This window comes from Janthinobacterium sp. FW305-128, assembly GCF_020858135.1.
Classification (GTDB): domain Bacteria; phylum Pseudomonadota; class Gammaproteobacteria; order Burkholderiales; family Burkholderiaceae_D; genus Janthinobacterium.
The window spans coordinates 133469-150531 of the sequence record NZ_JACYMK010000007.1 but is presented as its reverse complement, the minus strand read 5'-3'; the positions used below and the strand labels follow the sequence as shown (position 1 = coordinate 150531).

Below are 17063 nucleotides of genomic sequence, written 5' to 3'. Positions count from 1 at the left end.
GGTGTCGACAAGAAGAAAACACGCATGGTAGCCGATGCCATGCGGGACAGGTGCGCACGGTAGGCGAAGTTTGACAGGGGGCGTTGGCAGGCTTACATTGCACGGGCTCACCACTGACACAGGAATGCCATGAACCTTCTATCGAAAACCGCCCTGACCCTTCTGCTCGCCGCAGCCTGCGTGGGTGCCAGCGCCGCAGACACCCAGCTGGCCGGCTGCGCCGCCAAGCGCGAAAGCATCCGCAGCGAATTGCAGCAGGCGCAGGAACAGGGCCTGTCCGACAAGGTCGCGGGCCTGACGCGCGCGCTCGACGAAGTCAACGCCCACTGCCGCGACAGTACCCTGATCGAACGCCACAACAAGAAAATCGTCAAGGCGCAGGCCAAGGTGAACCAGACTGAGCGTTCGCTGCGCCTGGCCCAGGAAGCGAATAAACAGCCGAAGAAAATCGCCAAGCTGGAAGGCAAGCTGGAAAAAGCCAGGGCCGAATTGGCGGCCCTGCAGGCGCAGCAGCCTTAAGCTTTCTCGCCCAGCAGCTGATAAATGCTGGAGAAATCCAGCGCGCCCGCCCCCGCCTTGCTGTGCAAGCTATATAGATTGCGCGACAGGGCGCCCAGCGGCACGCTCGCCCCACTGGCCAAGGCGCTTTCCACGGCCAGGCCCAGGTCTTTCAGCATCAGGTCGACGCCGAAGCCGCCCGTGTAGCCGCGCGACGCGGGCACGTTCTCGGCCACGCCGGGACACGGGTTGTACACCTCCAGGGTCCAGTTGCGGCCCGAGCTTTTCGCCATCACGTCCGACACCACTTTCGGATCGAGGCCATTGGCCACGCCCAGGCGTATCGCCTCGCTGGTGCCGATCATCAAAATCCCCAGCAGCATGTTGTTGCAGATCTTGACCGTCTGCCCGCAGCCGGAGCCGCCCGCATGGAAGATCGCCTTGCCCATCACGTCCAGGTAGGGGCGCGCCGCCGCCAGCGCGGATTCTTCACCGCCCACCATGAACGTCAAGGTGCCGTTGGTGGCGCCCGCCGTACCGCCCGACACGGGCGCGTCCAGCATGGGCATACCCTTTTCCTCGGCCGCGCGGCCCACCTGGCGCGCCGCCTCGGTGGAAATCGTCGAACAGTCGATCAGCAAGGTGCCGGGCCGCGCCTGCGCCAGGATGCCTGCGTCGCCCAAAGGGTTACCCAAATAAGCGCCCAGCACGTGGCGGCTGGCCGGCAGCATGGTGATGACGATGTCGGCCTGGCCTATCGCCGCGCCCTGGTCGTCCGAGACGAGGCCGCCGCCGGCGGCGAACTGCCGCACGCTGGCCGGCAGCAAGTCGAAACCCGTCACCGCATGGCCGGCCCGCACGAGGTTTTGCGCCATGGGTAAGCCCATGTTGCCCAGGCCGATGAAAACGATATTGGTGCTCATCGCCGCCTCCTTATTTCATCGCAATGGTGGTATTGACGCCGCTGCCGCCATCGTCCGGGGCGAACCAGCGCGCCGTGACGGTCTTGGTCTGCGTCCAGAAATACAGCGCTTGCTTGCCGTTCGGGCCCAGGTCGCCCAGTTTCGACGCGCGCGAGCCCGTGAAGCTGAAATAGGCGACGGGCACGGGGATGGCCACGTTGATGCCCACCTGCCCCACGTCGATCTCGTTCTGGAACTTGCGCCCCGCCCAGCCGGACGAGGTGAAGATCGAGGTGCCGTTGCCGTTCGGGTTGGCGTTGATGAAGGCGATCGCTTCGTCGAGCGTCTCCGTCTCGACCACGCACATGGCGGGGCCGAAGATTTCCTGCGTGTAGACGGCGTTCGACGCAGCCACCTTCGAGAAAATCGTCGGGCCCATGAAGTTGCCGCCCTCGTAGCCGGCCACCTTGTGGCCGCGGCCGTCGAGCAGCAGCTGCGCGCCCTCATCCACACCCGCCTGGATCAGCTTTTCCGCCCGCTGCATGGCCGCCTTGGACACCATCGGGCCCAGGTCGGCCGTGCGGTCGCTGCCCGGCCCCACTTTCAGCGCCTTGGAGCGGGCAACGATTTCCGGCAGCCAGGAGCGGGCCTCGCCCACCAGCACGACGACGGAATTGGCCATGCAGCGCTGGCCGGCCGCACCGAATGCGGCGCCGATCAGGTTATTGATCGCCTGCTCCTTGTTGGCGTCGGCCAGCACCACGCAATGGTTTTTCGCGCCCATCATCGATTGTGCGCGCTTGCCCGATTCGCTGGCGCGGCGGTAGACATGCGTGCCCACGTGGGTGGAGCCGATGAAGGACACGGCCTTGATGTCGGGATGGTCGCACAGCATGTTGACGACGTCGGCGCCGCCATGCACGACGTTCAGCACGCCGGCCGGCAAGCCCGCCTGGTACATCAGCTCGACCAGGTACATGGTCGATGAGGGGTCCTGTTCCGACGGTTTCAGCACAAAGGTATTGCCGCAGGCGATGGCAATCGGGAACATGAAACACGGCAGCATGACGGGGAAATTGAAGGCCGTGATGCCGGCGCCTACGCCCAGCGGCTGGTAGATATTGTAGACATCGACGCCGGTGGCCGCGTTTTCCGCGATCTCGCCCAGCTGCAGGGTGGCGATCGAGCACGAATGCTCCACCACTTCCAGGCCCCGCATCACTTCCCCTTCCGCATCGGGCAGGGTCTTGCCATGTTCGCGCGTGATCAGTTCGGCCAGCGCGCCGATATTGTCGCGGATCAGCTGCTGGTACTTGAGCATGATGCGCATGCGCGCCGCCAGCGGGGTATTCCTCCAGGTTTTAAAGGCTTCCTTGGCCGTGGCGACGGCCAGGTTGACTTCGTCGGGCGTGGAAAACGGCACCCTGGCGACGATTTCCTGCGTGGCCGGGTTGACGACGTCGCGCCATTCCGTACTGGTCGAGGCGTGATGCTTGCCGGCGATGTGCAGGGGGATGGAGGGGACTGAGGTGAGGGCTTGGTTCATGATTGAGGCTCCGGGTGTGCGATGTTTGTTCAGCTAAACCCAACGGCGTAAAGCTGGGGTCAGACCCGACGGGTCTGACCCCGGAATTATTTTTTAACGAGATTGCACGCCGCCCCATCCATCGGCTTGAACGCCTGGTCGGCGGGAATGGTGGACAGCACTTTCAGGTAATCCCACGCGCCTTTCGATTCGGCCGGGGTCTTCACCTGCACCAGGTACATGTCGTGGATGACGCGGCCGTCGGAGCGGATCGAGGCGTTGTTCATGACAGCGTCCTTGATCGGCAGCTCGCGCATTTTCTGGGCGACGACCTTCGAGTCGTCGCTTTTCGCGGCCGCCACCGATTTCAGGTAGTGGTAGACGCTCGAATACACGCCCGCCTGCACCATGGTCGGCTTGGCGCCCTTGTTGAGCGCCTCGAAGCGCTTGGCGAAGGCGCGGCTGCGGTCATCGAAATCCCAGTAAAAGCCGTCCGCGTAGACGAGGCCCTGGGCCGTTTCCAGCCCCAGCGCGTGCACGTCGGAGAGGAACACGAGCAAGGCGGCCAGGCGCTGGTCCTTGCCGCTGCCGATGCGGAATTCGCGCGCCTGCTTGATGGCGGAGACGGTGTCCGCGCCGCCGTTGGCCAGGCCGATCACCTGCGCTTTCGAGCCTTGCGCCTGCACCAGGAAGGACGAGAAATCGGACGCGTTCAGCGGATGGCGCACGGCGCCCAGCACCGTGCCGCCATTGCGCTTGACGACTTCGCTGGCGTCCTTTTCCAGCGAGTGGCCGAAGGCGTAATCAACGGTGACGAAATACCACGACTTCTGTCCCAGCTTGGTCAGCGCCGCCGCCGTGCCGGCCGCCTGCGAATACGTGTCGAACATCCAGTGGAAGCCGTTCGGCGAGCAATCCTCGTTCGTCAGGCGCCCCGTGGCCGGGCCGCTGAACATGGCGATGCCGCCCTTCTCTTTCATCAGTTTTTGCACGGACAGGGCCACCGAGGAATTGGTCAGATCGGCGATGGCGTCGACCTTGTCGCGGTCGATCCATTCGCGCGCCTTGGAGGCGGCGATGTCGGCCTTGTTCAGGTGGTCGGCCGAGAGGATCTCGATCTTCATGCCCTTGCATTCGGCCTTCAGACAATCCTCGACGGCCATCTGGCTGGCGACGACGGAGCCGCGCCCACCCATGGCCGAATACGGGCCGGACATGTCGGTCAGGATGCCGACCTTGACGACGCCATCGGAAATCTGCGCGTGCGCGCCGGTGAAAGACAGGGAAAGCGCCAGCGCGCCCATGGCCAGAACGGTTTTTTTCATGCGTGTCTCCAGGTGAACGGGTTTTTCTTATATGTATAGATGCATTCTGCATGTGTAAAAATATGCACTCAAGTGAAATTAATGCATAATTCCTTTGCAAAAATGCACAAGGAGAACAAAGTGCTCGATTGGGACAATGTACGGGTCTTCCTGGAACTGACGCGCAGCGCAGGCCTCGTCGACGCGGCGAAAAAGCTGGGCATCGACCATTCCACCGTGTCGCGGCGCATGCGCAAGTTCGAGGAGCAGGTGGGCACGCAATTGTTCGACCGCAACTACGTGGGCTACCAGCTGACGCCCGAAGGCCACCGCCTGATGGAATACGCGGAAACCATGGAAAGCACGGTGTTTGCCGCCACCGAGGAATTGGGCGAACACAACCGATTGCTGTCGGGCCAGGTGCGCCTGGGCGCTACCGAGGGCTTCGGCGCCATCGTGCTCGCGCCCCACCTGGCGCAGTTTTGCGGCAGATACCCGCACATCAGCGTGGACCTGATCGCCGTGCCCCGCTTCGTCAGCCTGTCCAAGCGCGAGGCGGACGTGGCTATTTCCATCGAGCGCCCGCTGTCCGGCCCGTATGTCGTGACGAAATTGTCCGATTACCGGCTGAAGCTGTACGCCACGCCGGCCTACCTGGCGCGCCACGCGCCGATCACCAGCGTGGCGCAGCTGGCGCAGCACCCGATCATCGGCTACGTGGACGACCTGGTCTTCAGTTCGGAGCTGCGCTACATGGACAACGTGGCGCCCGATTCCCTGCGCGCGTTTCGCAGCACCAGCGTGATCGCCCAGTACCACGCGGCGCGCGCGGGCCAGGCGCTGGCGATCCTGCCCTGCTTCGTGGCCCAGCAGTCGAACGAACTGGTGCCCGTGCTCGACGGCGAGATCGACCTGCTGCGCGCCTTCTGGATGATTTCGCCCAGCGAACGGCGCAACATCGCCCGGGTCAGCGCCCTGTGGAACTACCTGCGCGGCGCCATCGACCTCAATCACGCCTATCTGATGGGCGAGACGGCCGTGCCCAGCTGGCCAACTTGAGCACACTGCGGCGCGCTACACTGTCGCCACATATTAATTACTAACAACGCCTGATAAAACCGTAGCGAGCGGAAGGGAGTTGTGGTCGAGACGCGCAACTGTACGAAGGTACAGTGAGCATCGCAGGCCGCGACTACCGACGCGCAGTAGGTTTTGGCAGGTGTTTCAGGAGATCGCCATGCTGATAGATGCAAACCAGGCCGTACTGGTCATTGTCGACCTGCAAGGCCGCTTGATGCCGGCCATCCACGACGCCGGCCTGGTGCTGGCGCAAAACCTGCGCCTGGCAAAGATCGCCCGCCTGCTCGACGTGCCCGTGCTGGGCACGGAACAGAACCGCCAGGGACTGGGGCCGAACGTGGAAGAGATCGCCGCCCTGTGCGAACGGACCTTGCACAAGACGCATTTCGGCGCCTGTGCCGACGGCTTGCAGGCGATCTTGCCGCCCGGACGCAAACAGATCGTCGTCACCGGTTGCGAAGCCCATGTGTGCATGCTGCAGACGGCCATCGGCCTGCTCGAGCTCGGGTATGACGTCATCATCGCCATCGACGCCATCGGTTCGCGCCAGGCCGCCAGCCGCGACGCGGCGCTGGCCCGCCTGGGCAAGCTGGGCGCGCAGCTGGTGACGGTGGAAATGCTGGCCTTTGAATGGCTGCGCGACTGCAAGCACCCGCGTTTCCGCGAGGTATTGGCGCTGATCAAATAGGCACTCCTTTACGCAGGATCAAACCCATCGGCTGCCCGTTTGCTAGCTTGGTAACAGCGTCGCCATCTTGAACGGCGCAACTGTCCAACCGAGCTGGAGAACCATCATGGCCTATATCCTGCGGGGCAAGCTGTGCGGCTTGATCTGTGCCGAATGTCCGGAACCGTTGTCGCACGTCATCGTGCGCCTGTACCGGCCGCGCGACACGCAAAACGTCACGGCCCTGGCCGTGGCCAGCGCCAAGGAAACCTTCGCCATCCTCACCGACGAGGAAGTGCAGGCGAAAGCCCCCTTCCTGCTGGCCGAAGCGCGCACCGATGACGACGGCAACTACAGTTTCACCCTGGAAGGCGATTACCAGGGCGAGGCTGTGGAGGTCGATATCCTGTGCCCCACCGTGCCCCATTTGAAGCCGGGACCGAAAGACCCCGTGCCGCTGCAATTTTCCATCACCACCATCCAGCCCCGCTGGCGCCAGGTCGACAACGATTTCGTCGCCATCTGGGACTATTGCCTGCCGCAACGCTTCTGGTGCCTGGTGCGCGCCCGCTTCGGCGCCTGGACCATCTGCGGCCGGCTGCGCACCTGCGACGCGCCGCACACGCCGATCGCGGGCGCCACCGTGCGCGCGTTCGACGCGGACTGGCTGCAGGACGATGCGCTGGGCGTTGCGGTGACGGACACCAGCGGGCGCTTCCGCATCGATTACCTGACGTCGGACTTCACGCTCACGCCATTCTCGCCGTTCATCAACGTGGAATTTGCCAGCGGGCCCGACGTGTATTTCACGGCGCAGCTGGGCAGCGTCACCATCCTGTCGGAAACGCAAGCGAACGGCCGCCAGCCGGGGCGCGAAAACGTGGGCCACTGTTTCTGCGTGGAATTGTGCTCGAAAGAAGTGCTACCGCCCGATGTGGAAGGCGTGCCCCACTGGCAGCAGGTGGAAGTGTTCGACATCCACCCCTTCCCTTCGCTGGCGGGCTTTTCCGCGCAAGGCTATGCGGGCGGCCCCGGCGCCTCGTACGTGTTCGCCGGCGGCGTCACATTGAAAGGCAATTGCCCGCTGCGCAACAGCGCCATTCCCGCCAATCCGCTCGAATACCGCTTCCTCATCGGCGAATGGACGTGGCCGGGCGGCAGCGACGACCCGACAGCCTTGCCGACGGTGGCGCCGGCCAGCCTGGCGCCGTTGACGCAAGTGCTCGGCACGCTCGTCGGCTATGTGTTCTATACAAATGGACTGGGCCTGGCCGACTCGGCGCAGGTGATCGTCGATGCGGGCGACTTGAAACCGGGCGGCTGGATACGCGTGGACGGCAAGCCCGTCACCGTGGACATGCGCGACGGCACGACGGCCGTCGTCAACGTGGCGCCCAACATCTTCCTGCGCACCTTCGATTTGCTTACCGTGAATACGCCCGCCATCACCAGCCTGCATCCGGCCAAGCTGCCGGGCGGCTTGCCCATCCTCGATGCGGGCCGCAGCCTGACGGCGGCCGAAAGCGAACCTATACGCCGCTATCGCCTGGGCTTCGAGGTGCGCGATGGAAATACCCTGGCGCTCGTGGCCACGGACGGACTCGACTCTATCGTCTTCGACAACTCGCCCGTCATCGTGGCGCTGGACCTGGAAGAGTTGCGCAGCAATGCCTGCAACCCCATCGCGGGCGGGCTCGTGCATATCCTGTACACGATCGACCACCCGCATTTGCGCTTTTTCAATATCACGATTTCCAACAACAACGGCATCCAGCACCCGCCGCCACCGCTGCCGGCCGCCAGTTTCACGCCGCCCCCGCCACCGAGCAATTATCTGTTCCGCGGCGGCGCAGGCGGGCCTCACCTGTCGAGCAACAATGGCGGTTTTCCCGTCAACGTGGCGCTGGATCCGCCGTGCGCCTACAGGGTGGCCATCGGTTGGCAGACGCGGCATTACCTGGCGTCCAGCCACAGCATCGACAGGCTGTACTGCAAATAGAATAGGATTGACTCAGAAGTAACGCACCCACGCCTGCTGCGACGTACGCTTGTAATTGGCAAACGCGCGGCAGGGAAAGTACAGCACGGGCATCAGCAGCAAGGCCAGCAGCCAGACTTGCCAGATATGTTCGACGCCGTAGCGGGTGCCGTGATTGGCGCCCAGCACGGCCGTCAAGGTCAGGCCGATGGCCAGCAGCAGATACAGGTGCAGCAAGTAATAGAACATGGGCGCGCCGCCAAAGGTGGCGCAAGCCCGCGTGAACCCGTTATCGACGCTTTCCAGCCAGGCCAGGCCCAGCAAGCCAAGGCCCAGGGTGAACAGCAAAAAGTCCAGCGATGGCGGATACTTGGTGAAGTTCAGCACGCTCATGGCCGTGCGCAAGGCCGTGTCGCCCGCCACCCACGGCAGGGTTTCGCCATACAGATTGAAGCCGCGCAGCAGGCCCAGCAGCAGCAAGCTGCCCGCGCCCAGCGCCAGCAGCCAGCGCCGCCGTGCCGTGGCAGAAAATGCGCGCGCATACAGGGGCCCGGCCGCATAACCGAGCACGATCACGCCTATCCATGGCAGCAACGGATAGCTGACCTTGATTTTCATCGCGCCGTCCGCCACCAGGTAACCGCGTTGCAGCAGCACCGTCAGCGCGTAATAGCCAAGGCTGCCCTGTTCGGCGCGCAAGCCGGTCATCAAATGCTGGCCCGCGATCATCGCCACACCGAGCACGAGCAGCACTTTCAAGGGCAACTTGTGCAGCACGGCCAGCGCCATCATGGCCAGGCCGATGACCCAGATCACCTGCAGGTACAGCACGGCGGGCGGAAACGCGCCGCTCCACGCGAAATTGACGAACACCAGTTCCAGCACCACCAGCAGCAAGCCCCGCTTGAACAAAAATCCCGTGGCGCTACGGGGACCGGCCGCCGGATGCGCGTACAGCCAGGCGGACAGTCCCGTCAGGAAAACGAACATGGGCGCGCAGACGTGGGCGGCCAGGCGCGTGAAGAACAGGGCCGGATCGACGTGGGTCGCATCCATGGGGTCGCTGACCTGGTGATGTAAAAAGACGGTCTCGCGCACATGGTCGAACAGCATGATCAGCATGACGAGGCCGCGCATGACGTCGATGACGGCGATGCGGGTGCGCAGGGTGGCGGGGGAAGTCAGGGGAGCAGTCATTGGTTGATGTATAAAAACTTTAGTGAGTCGGCAGTGTTATTTCACCCCACCAGCAAAATCTGGGGTCAGACCCGCCGGGTCTGACCCCGGCTCTATGCTGCTGGGTTCGAACAATGATGTGGCATGTACAGAGCCCCACAGTTAAAACCGGTAATGCGCATTCAGGGTCACCGTGCGCTCCGCCCCCGGCGCCACCCACAGTTGGCTGTAGGAACTCGCATAGTAGCTGCGGTTGAACAGGTTTTCCACGCTCAAAGCCAATCGCAGTCTGGCGTTGGGCGCATATGACGCCAACAACCTGGCCGTCGTATAGGCCGGCAGGGTAAATTGGCTGCTGACGGCCACGTCGCCCAGGCGCTCGCCCACATACTGAAAACCGCCGCCCACGCTGGCCGTGCCCGTGCCCAGCGCGAACTGCTGCGTGGCCAGCAGGTTGGCGCTGTGGCGCGGCACGTTGGCGAAGCGGCTGCCCGTCACGATCGTATTGTCGCCGCGCGTGACGGTGGCGTTGGTGTAGGCATAGGCGCCCGAGACGCGCAAGCCGCGCGCCAGTTCGCCCGACACATCGAGCTCCAGGCCCCGGCTGCCCACCTCGCCCGCCGCGATGGCGAAGTCCGTGTTGGCGGGATTGGTCGTCAGCACATTGCTCTTGCGGATGTCATACACGGCCACCGTCCCCGTCAGCTTGCCCGTTTCCAGCTTCGCGCCCAGTTCATACGAACGGCTGCGCTCGGCCGGGAAAGCCTGGTTATCGAGGCTGATGCCGCTGTTGGGCCGGAAGCCCTTGGCCGCGCTCGCATACAGCGACCACGCCTTCGATGGCTGGTAGACGAGGCCCGCGCGGGGGCTGGTGGCCGACAGCGACTGGCGGTTGCTCACGTTCAGGCGATGGTTCGCCACATCCTGCGTGTAGCTGTCGCGGCGCACGCCAACGAGCGCCTTCCATTGGGCGCCCAGGTCGATCTGGTCCTGCGCGTACAGGCCGCGCGCCCGTTGCCCTTCCTGCGTGTCGATGGACAGGGCCAGCGGCGCGGCCTTGCCGCCATACACGGGATTGAAAATGTCGATGGCATAGGCATTCGCGGCGCTGGGGTTGCGCCGCAGCTGCACCCGGTGGTCGTCGAAATGGTAGGCGTCCACGCCGGCCAGCACCTCGTGCGCCAGCGCGCCCGTTTTGAACTTGCCCAGCACTTCAAGGCGGGCGGAGACGTCGGTGGCCGAGAAATCGCGGTGGCGGCGCTGCCGGTTCAGGGTGCGGCCATCGGCCAGCAGCTTGTTCGCCTCGGTCGAATAACCGCGCAATTCGCTGTCGCGGTAGGAAGCGCCCGCCTGCAGCGTCCAGTCGTCGGACAGCGCATGGTGGATAAACAGCTGCTGGCCCAGCGACTTGACCGTCATGGGGCCGTCGCCCGGTTCGCCGAGGAAACGCGACACGGGCACGGCCCCCAGCTTGCCGTTCACGGCCACCACGCCCCGGTCGAACGGCGCGCGCTGGCGCACCGCTTCGATTTCATACGCCACGGTCGTGTGCTCGCCCGCCAGCCAGATAAACGAGGGAGACAACAGGCTGCGCTCGACTTTCACCGTATCGCGGAAGCTGTGCGCCTCCTCATGCGCGGCGTTCAAGCGGTAGGCGACGGTGTCGCTCAACGGTCCCGTCAAGTCGACGGCGGCGCGGCGCGTGCGGAAGCTGCCCAGCGCAACATCGGCGCTGTATTCCGGCGCGAACTTCGGCTTTTTCGTCGTGATGTTCACCGTGCCGCCCGGCTCGCCCCGGCCGTACAGGGCCGACGCGGGGCCTTTGAGCACTTCCACATTCTGCGTATTGCCGCCGTCGCGCATGCCGTTGTAGCCGCGGCTGGAACTGAAGCCGTTGACCATGTAGTCGGAACCAAAATTCGGGTCACCCGTGAAGCCGCGCATGGCATAGCTGTCCCACAGGCCACCCAGCGGACTTTGTTTTGAAATACCGCTGGCCAGGTCCAGCGCGCCGGCCAAAGTCGTCACGCCCGCGTCGCGCAGCAGGTCGCCGGTCAGCACGCGCACGCTTTGCGGCAAGTCCATCAATAAAGCGTCCGTCTTGGTGGCGCCCGTGGCCGACAGGCTGCGGTAATGCTGGCGCTCGGCCTTGACGGTAACGACATCGCCGGCCTGCACATCATCGATTGCCAGTGACCAGGGGCTGGCGGCGGCAAGTAACAGCGCCACGGGGCGGCGTAAAAACACGGGCATGGACTTCCTGACGAAGGCGCAAATCAATGCAATAGGCTTGCATTATAATTGATAATCAATTCTCATTAAAGCCTTCATGAACAATCTGCGCCAAAAACTCCACGAACACCTGCACCTTGGCGGCGCGCAGCTGACGCGGGTGGAACAGCGCCCACAAATCCGGTCCCCGCGTGCGGAACGGCTGCAGCACGGGCACCAGGGTCCCCTCGCGCAAAGGCTGCAAGACGGAAACGGATAGCGCCTGCACGATGCCGCAACCGGCCTGGGCAGCGGCGATCATCGATTCGATATGGTCGAAAGACAAGGCGGCAGCGGGCGTGTGGGCGTACGGCTCGCCTGCTTCCCCATCCTGGAACAGCCAGGGCCGCACCTGGCGCGCTTTCGGATACAGGAAATGCAGGCAGGCAAACTGGTCCAGTTCCTGCGGCTTGCGCGGCATGCCATGCCGGGCGATGAAGGCGGGCGAGGCGCAGCACAGGTAATCCATGGTCAGCAGGCTGCGCGCCACCAGCGACGAATCCTGCGGTTCGCCGATGCGCAGCATCACGTCGATGCCCTCTTCCACCATGTCGACCAGGCGGTCGCTGACCGTCAGGCGCAGGGAAATGTCGGGATAGGCGGCGGTAAAGCGGGGCAAGGCGGGCGCCACCAGATTGCGGCTGATGCTGCTGGGCATATCCACGCGCAGGCTGCCCGAGGGTTTCCCGGCCGCCTGTTCCAGGCTGGATTCCAGCGCCGCCATGCCGGCCAGCATCTGGCGCGCCTGCGCATGGCACTGCTGGCCTTCGGCCGTGAGCGACATGCTGCGCGTGGTGCGCTGCAAAAGGCGCACGCCGAAATGCTTTTCCAGCGCCGCCACCTGGTTCGTCACGGACGAGGTGGAAATGCCCAGGCGCTGCGCCGCCTTGCTGAAGCCGCCCGCCTCGACCACGGCGCAAAACACGCGCATCGCTTCCAGCCTGTCCATGTATTTCTCTCCTGTTTGCCTATGATTATCCACGATACTGAAATAGTGCATCGGGCCGCGCCCGGTTTTTCTTTATTCCCTTCCCGCCTAGACTGGGGCATCAACCACAGGAGAATCCCATGCAAGCCCTCGTCCTCAACACCTTTTCCACACCCATGAGCATCGAACACCTGCCCGTGCCGCAGCCCGGCCCCGGGCAAGTCCTCGTGCGCATCGCCGCCAGCGGCGTCAATCCGCTGGACACGAAGATCGCCGCCGGCGCCGCGCCGCACGCCCGGCCCAGCCTGTCCGCCATCCTTGGCATCGACGTGGCCGGCACGGTGGCGGCCGTGGGCGAAGGCGTGACGACTTTTCACGTTGGCGCAACAGTGTATGGCATGGCGGGCGGCATCGCCGGCATCCAGGGTTCGCTGGCCGAGTACGGCGTCTTCGACGCCGCCCTGCTGGCGCCTATGCCGCAAGGATTGAGCATGCGCGAGGCGGCCGCCTTGCCCCTCGTCTTCATCACGGCCTGGGAAGGGCTGGTCGACCGCGCCCACGTGAAGGCGGGCGACAGCGTGCTCGTGCATGGAGGCGCGGGCGGCGTGGGCCACATGGCCGTGCAGCTCGCCGTCGCCCTGGGCGCCAAGGTGTCTGCCACGGGCAGCGCCGCCAGCCGCGCGGCCATCGAAGCGCTGGGCGCGCGCTTCATCGATTTCCGGACCAGCACGGTCGATGACTACGTGGCCGAGCATACGGGCGGCGCCGGCTTCGACATCGTCTACGACACGGTGGGCGGCGCCACCCTGGACGCCAGTTTCAAGGCGGCACGCATGTATGGCGGCCACGTCGTCAGCTGCCTCGGCTGGGGCACGTTCGCACTGAGCCCGCTGACGGCGCGCGCGGCGACTTACTCGGGCGTATTCACCCTGCTGCCGCTGTTGAGCGGCGAGCATCACGCGCGCCATGGCGCGATTCTGCGCGAAGCCAACAAATTAATAGAGGCGGGCAAGCTGCGGGTGCGGCTCGATCCACGCCGCTTCACCTTGCGCACGGCACAAGAGGCGCATGTGGCACAAATCGATGGCAGCGCGCGCGGCAAGCTGGTGGTGGATGTGGCGGATTGAAGGCAGGCTTGTTTCTCAAGCGCGCAAGCGTTAATATGCAAGCATTAACTTGCATATTAATCTGAGGCGAAAATGCTGCGTGAACAACTGGAAAAACTGCTGGCGCAGGGCCGCGACAGCGCCCTGCTGCGCTTTGGCCTGGGCGACGCCTGCCTGAAAGACAATGACGCCGAGCAAGCCGTCATCCACCTGGCGCAGGCGACGCAACAGCAAACAAGCTATTCCGCCGCCTGGAAACTGCTGGGCAAGGCCCTGCTCCAGCTGGGCAGGCTGGATGAAGCGCAGGCCGCCTGGACCACGGGCGTCACAGTCGCCCAGCAGCAAGGCGACCTGCAAGCCGTCAAGGAAATGACGGTGTTTGTCAAACGCCTGCAAAAACAGCGGCAGGCGGCAGAATAGAACGGTTAATGCACGTGCGCGGCGGCCTTGGCATCAAGAGGCACCGCCTCGCCCCGTTCCTTCGCCAGGCGCTTGGCCAGCAAGCCGCCCGCTTCGGCCGCATAGGCGCGGCAGGCGTTGGCGTCGATCAGGGGATTGTCCGTGCCGCTGCGCTTGGTCGCCTTGCCCAGCACGTCCGTCGTGCCCGGATGCACGGGGATGATGATGTCGCATGGCAAGGCAGCCACCTTGGCGATGCTCGCTTCGAACGAGGCCGAAATGTCGGGCGTGCCGCCCTTGCCCGCGCCTTTGCCCGTATAGCGGAAATCGCCGCTGGCATACGGGTTCAGGCTGTCCGCGTACACCACGTTCAGGCAGCGCTGGCCTTCGCATGAGGTCCAGGTCCACGTCGTGCCGCCGGGCGTGTGGCCCGGCGTCATGTGGGCCGTCAAGCTCAACGGTCCAACCTTGACGGTATCGCCCTCGCCCACGAGGCTAACCTTGCTTACCTTGGCCACATGCACGACGGGATTGGCCTGGTATTGCGGATCATCCTTGCCATTGGTGCCGCTTTGCAGCACCGGGGCGCCCGAGGCGCTGGCCATCACGGTGGCGCCGCTGGCCCGCTGCAGCGCGGCAATGCCGCCCGCATGGTCCCAATGGGCGTGCGAATTGAGGATATATTTCACATCCTCGATGCGAAAGCCCAGCGCCTTGATGTTCGCGATGATCAGGGGCGCCGATTGCGGCAGCGCGCCGTCGAGCAGGATGTGGCCTTGCGGGCTCGTCACCAGCACGGCGGACAGGCCCGCCGTGCCCACATACCAGCTATTGCCATAGATATTGAACGGCTTGACGGGCGCATTCCATTCCTTGCAATTGTCGCAATTAACAGGTTTATCCTGCACCGGGGCCGGCGTCTTTGCCTGCACCGTGCCCGCCGCCATGGTCGCAACCGTAGCCAGCATCAACTTCGCCAATAGTGTCATTGTCATCTCCAGAGTGTAAAAAAGATGGGCGCCCGCACTGGCGCGCCCGGGGGGGGTATCAATGCATGGGGCCTGGGCTCCCGGCCAGGGTGTCGCGGATGTGGCCCGCGTCGAGCGAGCGCCGCTGCGCGCCGTCGGCATCAAGCAGCACCACGGTGACGTGCTTGCCGCCGCTGCGCATGCGCATGGTCAGGCAGCTGCCCGCCTCGTGGCTGCTGCCCGTCTTGGACAATAAAATATCCCAGCCCTTGCCGCCTACCAGCGGATTCGTGTTGCGCAGGGTGCGGACCTTGCCATTGACGGCCACGCTGGCTTGCGGATGGCTGGTGATGCGCGCGATGTCCGGATAGCGCGCGGCCGCCGCCACGATCTTCGCTACCTCGCTGGCCGTCGAGGTATTCGCGGGCGAGCTGCCGACGGGGTCCGTCAGGGTGGTGCGGCGCAAGCCCAGGTGGCGTATCTTCGCCTGCAAGGCTTGCTGAAACGCCGCGTTGCCGCCGGGATAAGTGCGCGCCAGCGCAGCGGCGGCGCGGTTTTCGGACGGCAGCAGCGCCAGTTGCAACAGCGCGCCGCGCGACACGGCCACGCCATCGGCCAGCAGGCTGTGGCGCTGCAAGGACGCATCGCCATCGGCGCGCACGATGCGCAACTGTTCGTCGGGGGCCAGGCCCGCATCGAGCACCACCATGGCCGTCATCAGCTTGGTGATCGAGGCGATGGGCACGACGGCGTCCGCATCTTTCGCCATCAGCACCTTGCCCGTGCTGTCGTCAAATACCAGCATGTGTTTCGCGCTGACGGGCAAGTCCAGCATCGCGACGGCGGCATCGGCCAGGATCGTCCCGTTGACGGCAGGCTTGCCCTGCACCTGCAGCAGCAGGGTGGCGCAGGCCAGCAGCAAGGCGGGCACGGCCAGTTTCCAGCCGGCCGTGTCAAGCCCGGGCGTCATCAGCCGTTCGATGCGCGTCAGCAGCGCCCCGCCCCGGGCCGACATCAGCAAGCCGGCATGTTGCGGCGCGGCAGCGTGCAGGGACAAGGCATGCAGCGCCGTGGCCAGCTGCTGCGGATCTTGCAGCGCTTGCGCAGCCAGCGCATCGGCCACCTGTTCCCGCTCGGCCCGCATGCGCGCCGACAGCCACCAGACGACGGGGTGAAAAAACAGCAGCGCCTCGGCCACGCTTTGCAACAGGTTGACCAGGTAATCCCAGCGCCGCACGTGCGCCAGTTCATGCGCCAGCAAGGCTTCGAGCAAGGCGACGGGCATGCCGCTCAGCAAGGCGGCCGGCAGCAGGATGACGGGGCGCCAGAATCCCACCGTGACGGGGCTAGCCAGTCCTCCATGCAGCTTCAGCGGCACTTTCCGACTGCCGTGCAAGCCCATGCGCAAGGCCAGCGCATCGAGGCGCGCCTGCCAGATGGCCGGGGCAGCGACGGCCTGGCGGCGCAGCTTTCCGACCCAGGCCAGGCCCAGGCACAGGCGCAAGCTCATCAGGGCGACACCGGCGCTCCAGGCCAGCACCAGGGCCGGCATCCACGCTTGCAGCGCGGCGCGCCAGGCGGGCGGAGCGTCCACCGTCAGCCGGGCCGGCGATGCGCCCGACAGCAGGGACAGCAGGTGCACAAAAGGAATACACACGCACAGCAGCAGCGCCAGCGCGCAGACGGCATAGCGCCAGCGCGCGCTGGCCTGGCGCAGCAAGCAGAGCAGGACGGCGGACACGGCGCCCACGATCAAGCCCTGCCAGACGAAATACAGCAAGACCCAGCCCAGCCCAGGGACCAGCTTGCCCAACTCGATGCCCAAGCGCATGTCCACATTCATGGCTGTTTGCCATCCTTGCTGCGCAGAATTTTTTCAATTTCCAGGCGTTCCGCGTCGCTCACGTGCTCGCGCAGCGCCGTCAGCACCAGCGCCTTGCCGGAGCCGGAAAACACCTTGCCGATCAAGTCCTTGAGCAGACTCGTTTGCAGCTTTTCCTGCGCATCGACGGCCGCATACAGCTGCGGTCGCTGGCTTTCGTCGCGGCTCAGCAAGCCCTTGCCATGCATCAGCTGCAACTGGCGCAGCACGGTGGCGTAACTGGCGTCGGCACGCTCTTCGGCCAGGGCGCCGTACACGGCGCGCGCGTCGGACGGACCGCGCCGCCACAGGATGCGCAGCAGATCCAGTTCGGCGGCCGTGGGATGGGGAGTGGAGGTATTTTTTAACATGACGCTAGAATACCTATTCTAGAACTCGA

15 protein-coding genes are annotated in these 17063 nt (G+C 64.8%); 6 read left to right on the top strand and 9 right to left on the bottom strand.

Going from position 1 to position 17063, the window contains the following annotated elements; all coding sequences use genetic code 11:
* The first annotated feature begins 129 nt into the window (after positions 1-129).
* On the top strand, positions 130-519 hold the full coding sequence (locus tag IGS60_RS16160; protein ID WP_230505500.1) for a DUF1090 family protein: 390 nt from the start codon (positions 130-132) through the stop codon (positions 517-519).
* Here IGS60_RS16160 and mmsB read toward each other — a convergent pair.
* From mmsB to IGS60_RS16145, 3 genes are all read right to left on the bottom strand, one after another.
* On the bottom strand, positions 516-1421 hold the full coding sequence (mmsB, locus tag IGS60_RS16155) for a 3-hydroxyisobutyrate dehydrogenase (protein ID WP_230505498.1): 906 nt from the start codon (positions 1419-1421) through the stop codon (positions 516-518). The two genes, IGS60_RS16160 and mmsB, sit on opposite strands and share 4 nt — an antisense overlap.
* A 10-nt stretch (positions 1422-1431) precedes the next feature.
* Entirely contained in the window at positions 1432-2946 is a 1515-nt protein-coding gene (locus tag IGS60_RS16150; protein ID WP_230505496.1) for a CoA-acylating methylmalonate-semialdehyde dehydrogenase, read from the bottom strand.
* Between the two features lie 86 nt (positions 2947-3032).
* Positions 3033-4250 carry an ABC transporter substrate-binding protein gene (locus IGS60_RS16145; protein ID WP_230505494.1) on the bottom strand — a complete coding sequence of 406 codons (1218 nt, stop codon included), beginning with the start codon at positions 4248-4250 and terminating at the stop codon, positions 3033-3035.
* A gap of 120 nt (positions 4251-4370) precedes the next feature.
* Here IGS60_RS16145 and IGS60_RS16140 point away from each other — a divergent pair, with 120 nt between their 5' ends.
* From IGS60_RS16140 to IGS60_RS16130, 3 genes are all read left to right on the top strand, one after another.
* Entirely contained in the window at positions 4371-5288 is a 918-nt protein-coding gene (locus IGS60_RS16140) for a LysR family transcriptional regulator (RefSeq protein WP_230505615.1), read from the top strand.
* Between the two features lie 178 nt (positions 5289-5466).
* Positions 5467-5997: an isochorismatase family protein gene (locus IGS60_RS16135; protein WP_230505492.1), complete on the top strand. Its 531-nt coding sequence runs from the start codon at positions 5467-5469 to the stop codon at positions 5995-5997.
* A 106-nt stretch (positions 5998-6103) separates the two neighbouring features.
* Entirely contained in the window at positions 6104-7975 is a 1872-nt protein-coding gene (locus IGS60_RS16130) for a carboxypeptidase-like regulatory domain-containing protein (protein WP_230505490.1), read from the top strand.
* Positions 7976-7987: 12 nt separating this feature from the next.
* Here the strand turns inward: IGS60_RS16130 and IGS60_RS16125 are convergent, their stop codons facing one another.
* The 3 genes from IGS60_RS16125 to IGS60_RS16115 form a co-directional block, all read right to left on the bottom strand.
* Positions 7988-9151 (bottom strand): DUF1624 domain-containing protein, encoded by a 1164-nt coding sequence (locus tag IGS60_RS16125; RefSeq protein WP_230505488.1) that lies wholly within the window; start codon positions 9149-9151, stop codon positions 7988-7990.
* A 141-nt stretch (positions 9152-9292) separates the two neighbouring features.
* Positions 9293-11383, bottom strand: a complete 2091-nt coding sequence (locus tag IGS60_RS16120) for a TonB-dependent siderophore receptor (protein ID WP_230505486.1) — start codon at positions 11381-11383, stop codon at positions 9293-9295.
* A 55-nt stretch (positions 11384-11438) separates the two neighbouring features.
* Positions 11439-12350, bottom strand: a complete 912-nt coding sequence (locus IGS60_RS16115; RefSeq protein ID WP_230505485.1) for a LysR family transcriptional regulator — start codon at positions 12348-12350, stop codon at positions 11439-11441.
* A gap of 119 nt (positions 12351-12469) precedes the next feature.
* Here IGS60_RS16115 and IGS60_RS16110 point away from each other — a divergent pair, with 119 nt between their 5' ends.
* Complete coding sequence (locus IGS60_RS16110; protein ID WP_230505483.1) at positions 12470-13456, top strand: zinc-dependent alcohol dehydrogenase family protein; 987 nt, start codon at positions 12470-12472, stop codon at positions 13454-13456.
* 72 nt (positions 13457-13528) lie between these two features.
* On the top strand, positions 13529-13855 hold the full coding sequence (locus IGS60_RS16105; RefSeq protein ID WP_306798493.1) for a tetratricopeptide repeat protein: 327 nt from the start codon (positions 13529-13531) through the stop codon (positions 13853-13855).
* Positions 13856-13860: 5 nt separating this feature from the next.
* Here IGS60_RS16105 and bla read toward each other — a convergent pair whose 3' ends face one another.
* Genes bla through IGS60_RS16090 form a run of 3 tightly spaced genes read right to left on the bottom strand, consistent with a single transcriptional unit; the run spans position 13861 to position 17034 of the window.
* The gene (gene bla / locus IGS60_RS16100) at positions 13861-14823 is read right to left on the bottom strand and encodes a subclass B3 metallo-beta-lactamase (RefSeq protein ID WP_230505481.1); all 963 of its coding nucleotides are present in this window, start codon (positions 14821-14823) and stop codon (positions 13861-13863) included.
* 58 nt (positions 14824-14881) lie between these two features.
* Positions 14882-16645, bottom strand: a complete 1764-nt coding sequence (locus IGS60_RS16095) for a M56 family metallopeptidase (protein WP_230505479.1) — start codon at positions 16643-16645, stop codon at positions 14882-14884.
* Entirely contained in the window at positions 16642-17034 is a 393-nt protein-coding gene (locus IGS60_RS16090; protein WP_230505477.1) for a BlaI/MecI/CopY family transcriptional regulator, read from the bottom strand. Before IGS60_RS16090 ends, IGS60_RS16095 begins: the two co-directional genes overlap by 4 nt.
* Positions 17035-17063: the final 29 nt, after the last annotated feature.

Bases quoted from the DNA above. Each gene is read 5' to 3' on its own strand.
- IGS60_RS16125 (WP_230505488.1), bottom strand. From the start codon at position 9,151: ATGACTGCTCCCCTGACTTCCCCCGCCACCCTGCGCACCCGCATCGCC.
- IGS60_RS16150 (WP_230505496.1), bottom strand. From the start codon at position 2,946: ATGAACCAAGCCCTCACCTCAGTCCCCTCCATCCCCCTGCACATCGCC.
- IGS60_RS16115 (WP_230505485.1), bottom strand. From the start codon at position 12,350: ATGGACAGGCTGGAAGCGATGCGCGTGTTTTGCGCCGTGGTCGAGGCG.
- IGS60_RS16145 (WP_230505494.1), bottom strand. From the start codon at position 4,250: ATGAAAAAAACCGTTCTGGCCATGGGCGCGCTGGCGCTTTCCCTGTCT.
- IGS60_RS16120 (WP_230505486.1), bottom strand. From the start codon at position 11,383: ATGCCCGTGTTTTTACGCCGCCCCGTGGCGCTGTTACTTGCCGCCGCC.
- IGS60_RS16090 (WP_230505477.1), bottom strand. From the start codon at position 17,034: ATGTTAAAAAATACCTCCACTCCCCATCCCACGGCCGCCGAACTGGAT.
- IGS60_RS16095 (WP_230505479.1), bottom strand. From the start codon at position 16,645: ATGAATGTGGACATGCGCTTGGGCATCGAGTTGGGCAAGCTGGTCCCT.
- mmsB (WP_230505498.1), bottom strand. From the start codon at position 1,421: ATGAGCACCAATATCGTTTTCATCGGCCTGGGCAACATGGGCTTACCC.
- bla (WP_230505481.1), bottom strand. From the start codon at position 14,823: ATGACACTATTGGCGAAGTTGATGCTGGCTACGGTTGCGACCATGGCG.
- IGS60_RS16130 (WP_230505490.1), top strand. From the start codon at position 6,104: ATGGCCTATATCCTGCGGGGCAAGCTGTGCGGCTTGATCTGTGCCGAA.
- IGS60_RS16160 (WP_230505500.1), top strand. From the start codon at position 130: ATGAACCTTCTATCGAAAACCGCCCTGACCCTTCTGCTCGCCGCAGCC.
- IGS60_RS16110 (WP_230505483.1), top strand. From the start codon at position 12,470: ATGCAAGCCCTCGTCCTCAACACCTTTTCCACACCCATGAGCATCGAA.
- IGS60_RS16105 (WP_306798493.1), top strand. From the start codon at position 13,529: ATGCTGCGTGAACAACTGGAAAAACTGCTGGCGCAGGGCCGCGACAGC.
- IGS60_RS16135 (WP_230505492.1), top strand. From the start codon at position 5,467: ATGCTGATAGATGCAAACCAGGCCGTACTGGTCATTGTCGACCTGCAA.